The sequence below is a fragment of the Lonsdalea britannica genome, from assembly GCF_946477055.1.
Lineage (GTDB): Bacteria > Pseudomonadota > Gammaproteobacteria > Enterobacterales > Enterobacteriaceae > Lonsdalea > Lonsdalea britannica_A.
Window position 1 is genome coordinate 1 of record NZ_CAMKXG010000126.1, and the last position, 10,033, is coordinate 10,033.

Here is a 10,033-nt window from a genome sequence, read left to right on the forward strand (position 1 = left end):
ACCGACCACCTTTGAGCAAGATCACAACACGTAGGATGGCACCTGGGTCAGACTGGTAATATTACAGGGGAAGTTAACGCTGGCGATACTCTCAGAACACGGTGTGCCCCTCTCAACGCAGAATCTCTCCCAGGACCACTCGTCCCCTTATATCGAACCACAGCAGCGCTATCGCGTCATGGAATGCTCCGACGATATACGCTGTCAACTGAGCTTCTACTGCCGTCCTGACGATTATTTCCAGAAAAAATATGGTTTGACCCGCACGCATTCTGAGGTCGTTGATGCCCTGCGTTTAATGGATAGCGGCAAGGCATTGGATCTCGGCTGCGGTCGCGGGCGTAATGCCCTTTATCTTCATCAGAAAGGCTGGGATGTCACCGCATGGGACAAAAGTCCTGAAAGTATCAGCGCATTGAACCATATCATTGAGCAAGAACATCTCGGCGAGATTCGGGCCAGTGAGCATGATATTAATCTCGCCGACATTGTTGACGCCTACGACATGATTTTGTCGACCGTCGTGTTTATGTTTCTTGATCGTTCCCGCATACCGGCCATTATTCGGAATATGCAGCAACATACTGCCGACAGGGGATACAACCTGATTGTCGCAGCGATGTCGACCGAGGATTATCCCTGCCCACTGCCCTTTTCATTCACGTTTAAAGAGGAAGAGCTGCGCCGCTATTACGAAGCCTGGGCCATTGTGAAATACAATGAGGATATAGGGGAGTTGCATAAAACAGATGCGGATGGAAAACGTATCAAACTGCGTTTCGCCACGTTACTCGCGCGCAAACCACGTTGAGACACGGCCGGGGACCGACCCCGGCACAGAACATAAATCTAGGCGCGATTAGCTGGCTTTCAGCTCGGTCGCTTTGCGGTAAGCCACCAGATCTTCGATAGTCAGAACCGGCATATCATGCTGCTGACCGAAGGCAATGACCTCCGGCGCGCGCGCCATGGAACCGTCGTCATTAGTCAGCTCACACAGCACCCCAAACGGCTTCAGACCCGCCAGCGTCATCAAATCGACGGTCGCTTCAGTGTGACCGCCGCGAACCAGCACGCCGCCCGGCTGTGCGCGCAGAGGGAAAACGTGACCGGGACGATTCAGATCGCTGGCGCGGGCATCGTCGGCCGTCGCAGCACGCACAGTCGTCAGGCGGTCTGCAGCGGATACGCCGGTCGTCACGCCTTCAGCCGCTTCGATTGTGACCGTAAACGCCGTTTGATAATGGCTGGAGTTGTGCTCAACCATCATCGGCAATTCCAATTTTTGTCTGCGCTCGTCAGTCAGGCACAGGCAAACAATTCCACTGCCGTGGCGAATGGTCAGCGCCATCTGCTGGACGGTCATGTGTTCGGCGGAAAAAATCATATCGCCTTCATTTTCACGATCTTCATCGTCGAGCACCATGACGCCACGCCCTTGACGCAGCGCTTCGAGCGCACGTTCAACGCGTTCAGTCGGTGTACCGTATTGAGAAAGCAAAGTCTGATTCATGGTAAAAAACCCTCACTATTTTCTATGGATTACCAGAATCAGGGCTAACTTGAGGAGTGGCATCGAAGGCATGGAAATACGATCAATGCTAAAAAAATAACGCGGGCAGGCTCAGCCTGACGGATACCGTTACTCTCTCCCATCCGGACTTTAACCGTCGGCCCCGGAATTTCACCGGATCTGCTGACCTCAAACCCAATATGACAGTCTGAGCGCTCGCGGGCTTCCAACCTCATACGTGGTATGGACTGGTTTACCGCCGGTGGGGAATTACGCCCCGCCCTGAGAATAAGCGGGTTTACTATAACGCTAACGATTTTGCAGGGCAACGGGTATAAGGGCTCTCATGAGCAATAACCGCTGCGCTGGCGCAGTTTAGGTTTATACAATGCCTGGCAGGCATTACACTTAGCTATCAACAGCACTCTTTCCGTCTAACCCATCAGGAAAATCATCATGATTGACCCTAAAAAGATAGAGCAAATCGCCCGTCAGATGCACGAATCCATGCCCAAAGGAATTCGCGAACTTGGCGAGGATATGGAGAAAAAGATCCGTCAGGTTCTGCAATCGCAGCTATCCCGTCTGGATCTTGTCAACCGGGAAGAATTTGACGTGCAGACACAGGTTCTGCTGCGCACGCGTGAAAAGCTGACGCGACTGGAACAACGACTGGACGAACTGGAAGCCAAATCAGCATCGACCGTAGAGCCCAAAGCAGAGCCGCCGGTCGCACAAGGTCAAGAATAGTCGTTCGCCACCCCAGCCAGCAAAAGCAAAGTGGGCTTTCATGGTTCCCATGTAACAACGGGTTGTCATGCGACCCAAGCCAATCAGGCGCAAAGAAAAAGCCTCCGCAAGCGGAGGCTTTTTACTGTGTATCTTTAGCAAACACGGCAGTGCTAAACCGTTAGTTGAGCACTTCGCGGATACGTGATTTATACACCTCAACCTTCTGTGGCGTCATCATCCGACGCTCATCGTCGAGCACCACGCCACCAACATCGTCCGCGATACGCTGCGCTGATTGCAGCATCAGTTTGAAGTTCTGACTGGCGTCACCATAAGACGGCACCATCATGAAGATGGAGACACCCGGTGTCGAAAACTCTGACATATCGTCAGGATTGAAAGAACCCGGTTTGACCATGTTGGCCAAGCTGAACAGCACCGGTCCGCCGCCAGCTGGATTAACGTGGCGATGGAAAATATTCATCTCACCAAACTGGAAACCCGACTGAAGAACGCTTTGCAACAGCAACTCGCCGCCGATAACGCCGCCCTGATGCGCAGCGACATGAACCACCAGAACCGCTTCTTTAGCCGCTGGCGCGTCGTTGACAGGAGCGGACGCTTCTTGCTCTTCCTGCAGGCTGGCCATTTTGGCTTCACGCTCTGCCACCGTTTCCGAATCGGAATGCGTGTCTGCCGCCAGTTCGCGCTCGGCCGCATCGATTCGCGACGGTTCCGCAGAATCCGTTTCACCCAATAGCGGATCGTAATTGGCTGAAGCAGACTCAGGTTCATGAGACGTCAACGGAGGCTCGTCCACCGCGCGCCCTTGAGCACTCGCTGTCGGACGAGGCGCAGGAGGCGCGCTTTGAGGATGCACGGGCTTAACCCGCACTTCTCCAACACCTTCATCCAGCGTTTCGAAAGGCGTTTCGTCCGGATCCTGCTTCAAACGCTTCACAGGACGATCGCGAAAAAGGGACGAACGCTCTTTACGGCTGGTCCACAAGCCGTGCAGCAGCAGTGCTATAATAGCGATCGCGCCAACAACGATTAATATCAGACGCAAGTCCTGCATCATTGCTATCCCAGTTATTCCAATACATTGCCACTATGGCATATACATATATCACTAACTGTATTTGCCCGTGTACACAAGTGCAAGTCTGGCCGACAGTTTATGACAATAAAGATGGGAAGTGCGCACTTTTTTGCTGTTTTTTCATGCAAAAACGGGCTAGCCAGCACAATATCGTCCCGATATGATGCCGCCATCTTCAAAGAACAATGAGACCAAGAGTATGCCTTACGCCCAAGAACACCAGAACCTTCGCAGCGGTTTCCACTATTTCGTGAGAGGCTGGCAGCTGCTCTCATTGCCGGGAATCCGTCGATTCGTGGTCTTGCCGATGCTGGTCAATATCTTGCTGATGGGCGGCGCCTTCTGGTGGTTGTTCCAGCAATTAAACAGCTGGATTCCTCAATTGATGAGCCATATCCCTAACTGGTTGCAGTGGCTGAGCTACTTACTTTGGCCTGTGGCGGTTATTTCCATCCTGTTGGTCTTTGGCTACTTTTTTAGCACGGTGACTAACTTTATCGCCGCGCCGTTTAACGGTCTGCTGGCGGAACAGTTGGAAGCCAGGCTAACCGGCGTCGCGCTACCGGATAGCGGCATCTGGGGCATCGCTAAAGACACCCCGCGCATCATGCGACGTGAAGTACAGAAACTTGGCTATTATTTACCGCGAGCACTGGTGCTGTTTTTACTCTATTTCGTACCGGGCATCGGTCAGACGGTAGCGCCTATCCTCTGGTTTATCTTCAGCGCCTGGATGCTGGCAGTGCAATATTGCGATTACCCGTTCGATAACCATAAGGTCAGCTTCCCCGTCATGCGCCAGACTCTGCGGCAGCACAAAATCAGCAATCTGCAGTTCGGCGCGCTGGTTAACCTATGCACAATCGTCCCAGTGCTGAACCTAATCATCATGCCCGTCGCCGTATGCGGCGCAACGGCGCTATGGGTGGATCGGTACCAGCATCTATCCAACGTGTTGAATGCAAAATAAACCACGCTGACTTACGACAGGAAATGATGAAAATATATTTCCTAAGAACATAACGATATAGCGATTGCTTACTTCACTGGCTACGTCGAAAAGGTATTCTCTCTAGCGTTCACAAAAATTACATACAGCTATTTAAAGGACGGGCTATGAGCAAGATCTACGAAGACAATTCTTTCACAATCGGCCATACGCCGCTGGTTCGGCTGAACCGCATTGGTAATGGACGCATCCTCGCCAAGGTGGAGTCTCGCAACCCTAGTTTCAGTGTTAAATGCCGTATCGGTTCCAACCTGATTTGGGATGCGGAAAAACGCGGCGTTCTGAAGCCCGGCGTAGAACTGGTCGAACCGACCAGCGGCAACACCGGTATCGCTCTGGCTTACGTGGCCGCCGCCCGTGGTTACAAATTAACGCTGACCATGCCTGAAACCATGAGCATCGAGCGCCGCAAGCTGTTGAAAGCGTTAGGCGCCAATCTGGTACTAACCGAAGGTGCGAAAGGCATGAAAGGCGCGATCGCCAAAGCCGAAGAAATCGTCGCCAGCGATCCTCAACGCTATTTGCTGCTGCAGCAGTTCAGTAACCCCGCGAACCCGGAAATCCATGAAAAAACAACCGGGCCGGAAATCTGGGAAGACACAGACGGCGAAGTCGATGTTTTCATCGCGGGCGTGGGCACAGGCGGTACGTTGACCGGTGTCAGCCGCTACATTAAAAACACCCAGGGCAAAGCGATTACGACTGTCGCGGTGGAACCCATCGACTCACCCGTCATTACTCAGGCTCTCGCGGGCGAAGAAATCAAGCCGGGTCCCCACAAGATTCAGGGGATTGGCGCAGGTTTTATCCCAGACAACCTGGATCTCAAACTCGTCGACCGCGTAGAACGGATTAGCAATGAAGACGCCATCAGTACCGCACGTCGTCTGATGGAAGAAGAAGGCATTTTGGCGGGAATTTCATCTGGCGCAGCCGTGGCTGCAGCACTTAACCTGCTGAAAGAGGACGCCTTTAAAGACAAAAACATCGTGGTCATTTTGCCCTCGTCCGGCGAGCGTTATCTGAGTACCGCTTTGTTCGCCGATCTGTTCACCGAGCAAGAGCTTCAGCAGTAACGAACTGGCCTCGGATAAGTAATCGGCATGTTACAAAAAGCACTCTTCGGGGTGCTTTTTTGTGGGCCACGTCAAAGTTTGTAAGTATGGTGGATTGCATTTCCAGCCTAGGTTTAGTATTTAACCGGACAATTATTTTGATGCGTGAAATTAATATCCGTCTACACCCCTGAAAATTTCATGATTGAGCTCAACGCGAGTCGAGTCGCCAAAAGGTATTCTGGTTCACCTGTGTGACAATGGTTGAAACTCTTAGGGTGGTTTACTGATATTGTATCAAGGCAATGTTTATGCGTTCCTTGCCGCATCCCGGCCTGCCCCTGTAACATGCGCAGGGAGTTAACCAAACAGGCTAAAGTTCAGTCGATAAACTAGACTTTAGTTCCACAACATTTATCTAATCCAATAAGTTGGGGAAAACCGAATGTTCCAGCAAGAAGTAACTATTACCGCGCCGAATGGCCTCCACACCCGTCCCGCCGCTCAGTTTGTTAAAGAAGCTAAAGGCTTCGTTTCTGACATCACTGTCAACTCCAACGGTAAAAGCGCCAGTGCTAAGAGCCTGTTCAAATTGCAGACCCTCGGCTTGACTCAGGGCACAGTGGTCACGATCTCCGCTGAAGGTGAAGACGAGCAGAAAGCCGTTGAACATCTGGTTAAACTGATGGCTGAGCTTGAGTAACAGTAGCCGGTCTCTTTAGTGCACATCAGTATTAAGTAAGGTAGGGTTATGATTTCAGGTATATTAGTATCACCCGGGATTGCTTTTGGTAAGGCGCTGTTACTGAAAGACGATGAGATCGTCATCAACCGGAAAAAAATCACTGCGGAACAGGTCGATCAGGAAGTCGAACGTTTTCTGGCTGGCCGGGCGAAAGCCTCTCAGCAGTTGGAAGCGATCAAAAACAAAGCAGCGGAAACACTGGGGCCCGAGAAAGAAGCTATTTTCGAAGGTCACATCATGCTGTTGGAAGATGAAGAGTTCGAGCAGGAAATCATATCCCTGATTAAAGATGACCACGCATCTGCAGACGCGGCGGCTTCTTCTGTTATTGAAAACCAGGCCAAGGCATTGGAAGAACTGGATGACGAATACCTGAAGGAGCGCGCTGCCGACATGCGTGACATCGGCAAGCGCCTGCTGAAAAACATTCTCGGCATGAATATTGTCGACCTGGGCGACATTCAAGACGAAGTCATTCTGGTTGCTAACGACCTGACCCCGTCTGAAACCGCTCAGTTGAATCTGAAAAAGGTGCTGGGCTTCATCACCGATATCGGCGGCCGCACATCTCACACCTCCATCATGGCGCGTTCTCTTGAACTGCCCGCGATTGTAGGTACATCAGATGCGACCAAACAGGTTAAAAGCGGTGACTTCCTGATTCTGGATGGCGTTAACAACACCATTTACCAGAATCCGAGCCAGGACATCATCGACAAGCTGAAAGACGTTCAGCAGCAGTTCATCTCTGAAAAACAAGAGCTGGCCAAACTGAAAGATCTGCCGGCGGTCACGCTGGACGGACATCAGGTTGAAGTCTGCTCCAACATCGGTACCGTGCGCGACGTCGCGGGTGCTGAGCGTAACGGCGCGGAAGGCGTTGGTCTGTACCGTACCGAATTCCTGTTTATGGATCGCGACTCGCTGCCGACTGAAGAAGAACAGTTCCAGGCGTACAAAGCCGTTGCGGAAGCCATGGGCGCTCAGGCCGTCATCGTTCGTACAATGGACATCGGCGGCGATAAAGATCTGCCGTACATGAACCTGCCGAAAGAAGACAACCCGTTCCTCGGCTGGCGTGCGATCCGTATCTGCTTGGACCGTAAAGAAATTCTGCATTCACAGCTGCGCGCGATCCTGCGTGCTTCCGCGTTCGGCAAACTGCGTATCATGTTCCCGATGATTATTTCCGTCGAGGAAGTGCGTACGCTGAAAGCTGAACTGGAAATGCTGAAAGCGCAGCTGAAAGAAGAAGGTAAAGCCTTTGATGAATCCATCGAGGTCGGCGTCATGGTGGAAACACCTGCCGCAGCCACGATCGCCCATCATCTGGCTAAAGAAGTCGATTTCTTCAGTATTGGGACAAACGATTTAACCCAGTATACTCTGGCTGTAGATCGCGGTAATGAGCTGATTTCTCATCTCTACAATCCGATGTCCCCGGCAGTATTAACCCTGATCAAGCAAGTGATTGATGCCTCTCACGCAGAAGGCAAATGGACAGGGATGTGTGGTGAGCTCGCCGGTGACGAACGTGCTACACTACTGTTATTGGGAATGGGTCTGGATGAATTCAGCATGAGTGCCATCTCAATCCCTCGTATCAAGAAAATTATCCGTAATGCCAATTACGGTGATGCGAAGGCGCTGGCGGAACAGGCATTAGCCCAACCGACGGCGGAAGAGTTAAGCAATCTGGTAAACCGGTTCATTAAAGAAAAGACGCTTTGCTGATCCGCCATGCTGGCCCAATATTAAAGCTTAGGAGAGAATCATGGGTTTGTTCGATAAACTGAAGTCTCTGGTTTCTGATGATAAAAAAGATACCGGCAGCATTGAGATCATCGCCCCGTTGTCTGGCGAGATCGTGAACATTGAAGATGTGCCTGATGTTGTTTTCGCCGAGAAAATCGTCGGTGACGGTATTGCTATCAAACCGAACGGTAACAAAATGGTTGCTCCGGTAGATGGCACCATCGGGAAAATTTTCGAAACCAACCATGCCTTTTCCATCGAATCCGACAGCGGCATCGAGCTGTTCGTTCACTTCGGCATTGATACCGTTGAACTGAAAGGCGAAGGCTTCAAACGCATCGCTGAAGAAGGTCAACGCGTCAAGAAAGGCGACACGATCATCGAATTCGATCTGCCGCTGCTGGAAGAAAAAGCGAAATCTACACTGACGCCCGTTGTGATCTCCAATATGGATGAAATCAAAGAGCTGACCAAACTGAGTGGTTCTGTTGTCGTCGGCGAAACGCCGGTGATTCGCATCAAGAAGTAATAACGACTCAGTTTATATATCAACGGCGCTTAGGCGCCGTTTTTTATTGCTTGAGATTAAGCGCACCTATCGCCACAGCCTTTGCCGGAGAAAATCTCCAACATGTAGTGCCCATCTCATTGAACCTGTCCAAACCTGCTTTTTCCTCCCCCGTCGCACGTCGCTTCCTCGTATTTGATCTTGCCCCTGTTCCTTCCCGCCATCCTAGAAACGGTCGTCAGACGAAAGCTTAGCCCCTTGCATGTGACATTTACCGCTCGCTCAGGCCGCATGATTAAGATTCAAGAAAACGATGATGCGTCGCGATTGACGTGACAACGGAATCAGGGAGTACCGCGTTTGAGGGAAACGACTTGAGCAGCAATCAGCTCAGCCCCCACCACACGCGGGGGCTGATTGCCATGACAACAAGGAAACAGCAGCAGATAGCGTTTCTGGATGTCCCTATTTCCAGCGTGGCAGGCTGATACGAATCAGTAGCCCGCTCGGCTCCCGATTCATCGCTTCAATGCGACCACCGTGTGCCAGCACCGCTTTACGGGCTATCGCCAGCCCCAGACCATAACCTTTACCAGACTGAGGAGAGTCGATGCGAATGAACGGGTCGAAGATGCTCGACAGTTTGCCCTTCTCGACTCCCGGCCCGCTATCAGCAACATCGATAAACCATTCCCGCTCGCTTTGCTTCAAGGTGACGGTGACCGCCTGCCCCTGTGAAGAAAAACGAAGGGCATTTCTGATGATGTTATCAAGCGCGCGACGCATCAGCTCCGCCATGCCTTTGATGGTGTAATCTTCGTATTCTCCGGAGTGGAGAATAATCTCCACGCCCGGCACCTGCCCTTCATATCTGGCATCGTTAACAACGGCATTCACCAGCCCCAGCAGGTCGAAGTACTCCTCATTAACGGCGGCATTTTCGGTACGCGACAAGGTCAGCAACTCGCCGATCATCTTGTCCATCCGCTCCGCTTCACGCTCGATACGTTGCAGACAGCTTTCCACATGACTGTCGTTTTGTCGCGCCAGCCCAATCGCCAATTGCAGACGCGCCAACGGCGACCGCAGTTCATGCGACACGTCGTGCAGCAGTTGTTCCCTCGCGCTCACCAGCACTTCGAGACGTTCCACCATCGAGTCGAAGTCCCGCGCCACTTCGCTGATTTCGTCGTGACGACGCCGCATTGCAGGCAGCAACCGCACCGAGAGATCGCCCTGAGCGACTTGACCAAAGCCCGCGCGCAGTTGGTTCAGCGGTCTGGCCAGATTCCAGGCCATCATGGCGCTGAATAACAGCCCGCTGATGGCGCCAATCCACAGTATCGGCCCCGGGATATGCAGATAGCGCTGTAGCGCCGGCGGAGCAAAGCGAAACTCTTTTCTGAGCTCTTCGATATCGAAACGCAGCAGGTAGTGTTCGCCGTTCGGGCCGATCACCTGCTGTTCTTCCATCGCAGGCTTGTTGCCCACCATCATGTCGTCCGGCAGCAGCGGCTCCGTATTGTCATCCTGCGGCAACTCCGCCTCGGCATCCTCCTGCGTGGAGGCAGAAATATAACCGCGTTCGCTCTCCGGCCAGCCCGACATCTCCTC

The 10,033-nt window shown here is 52.3% G+C and carries 9 protein-coding genes, 1 pseudogene and 1 riboswitch; of the genes and pseudogenes, 7 read left to right on the forward strand and 3 right to left on the reverse strand.

Going from position 1 to position 10,033, the window contains the following annotated elements:
- Positions 1-811: pseudogene (tehB, locus tag Q7O77_RS09970) on the forward strand (SAM-dependent methyltransferase TehB); the annotation flags it as partial.
- 48 nt (positions 812-859) lie between these two features.
- On the opposite strand, the gene ribB reads toward tehB, so the two are convergent.
- On the reverse strand, positions 860-1,513 hold the full coding sequence (gene ribB, locus Q7O77_RS09975; protein ID WP_085652238.1) for a 3,4-dihydroxy-2-butanone-4-phosphate synthase: 654 nt from the start codon (positions 1,511-1,513) through the stop codon (positions 860-862).
- A 127-nt stretch (positions 1,514-1,640) separates the two neighbouring features.
- A riboswitch (FMN riboswitch) is annotated at positions 1,641-1,807 on the reverse strand.
- Between the two features lie 162 nt (positions 1,808-1,969).
- On the opposite strand from ribB, the gene Q7O77_RS09980 reads away from it, so the two are divergent.
- The gene (locus Q7O77_RS09980) at positions 1,970-2,263 is read left to right on the forward strand and encodes an accessory factor UbiK family protein (RefSeq protein WP_085652239.1); all 294 of its coding nucleotides are present in this window, start codon (positions 1,970-1,972) and stop codon (positions 2,261-2,263) included.
- 160 nt (positions 2,264-2,423) lie between these two features.
- Here Q7O77_RS09980 and zipA read toward each other — a convergent pair whose 3' ends face one another.
- The gene (gene zipA, locus Q7O77_RS09985; protein WP_304166484.1) at positions 2,424-3,326 is read right to left on the reverse strand and encodes a cell division protein ZipA; all 903 of its coding nucleotides are present in this window, start codon (positions 3,324-3,326) and stop codon (positions 2,424-2,426) included.
- Positions 3,327-3,546: 220 nt separating this feature from the next.
- Between zipA and cysZ the strand changes: the two genes are divergently transcribed.
- From cysZ to crr, 5 genes are all read left to right on the forward strand, one after another.
- Entirely contained in the window at positions 3,547-4,317 is a 771-nt protein-coding gene (gene cysZ / locus Q7O77_RS09990; RefSeq protein ID WP_304166486.1) for a sulfate transporter CysZ, read from the forward strand.
- A gap of 146 nt (positions 4,318-4,463) precedes the next feature.
- Positions 4,464-5,432 carry a cysteine synthase A gene (gene cysK, locus Q7O77_RS09995; protein WP_304166489.1) on the forward strand — a complete coding sequence of 323 codons (969 nt, stop codon included), beginning with the start codon at positions 4,464-4,466 and terminating at the stop codon, positions 5,430-5,432.
- 424 nt (positions 5,433-5,856) lie between these two features.
- Positions 5,857-6,114, forward strand: a complete 258-nt coding sequence (gene ptsH, locus Q7O77_RS10000; RefSeq protein WP_026738658.1) for a phosphocarrier protein Hpr — start codon at positions 5,857-5,859, stop codon at positions 6,112-6,114.
- A gap of 48 nt (positions 6,115-6,162) precedes the next feature.
- Positions 6,163-7,890 carry a phosphoenolpyruvate-protein phosphotransferase PtsI gene (gene ptsI / locus Q7O77_RS10005; protein WP_304166494.1) on the forward strand — a complete coding sequence of 576 codons (1,728 nt, stop codon included), beginning with the start codon at positions 6,163-6,165 and terminating at the stop codon, positions 7,888-7,890.
- Between the two features lie 40 nt (positions 7,891-7,930).
- A complete protein-coding gene (gene crr, locus Q7O77_RS10010) occupies positions 7,931-8,440 on the forward strand; it encodes a PTS glucose transporter subunit IIA (protein ID WP_085652243.1) in 510 nt (169 codons plus the stop codon).
- Positions 8,441-8,884: 444 nt separating this feature from the next.
- Here crr and Q7O77_RS10015 read toward each other — a convergent pair.
- On the reverse strand, positions 8,885-10,033 hold a 1,149-nt coding region (locus Q7O77_RS10015; protein ID WP_304166497.1), incomplete at its 5' end, for an ATP-binding protein.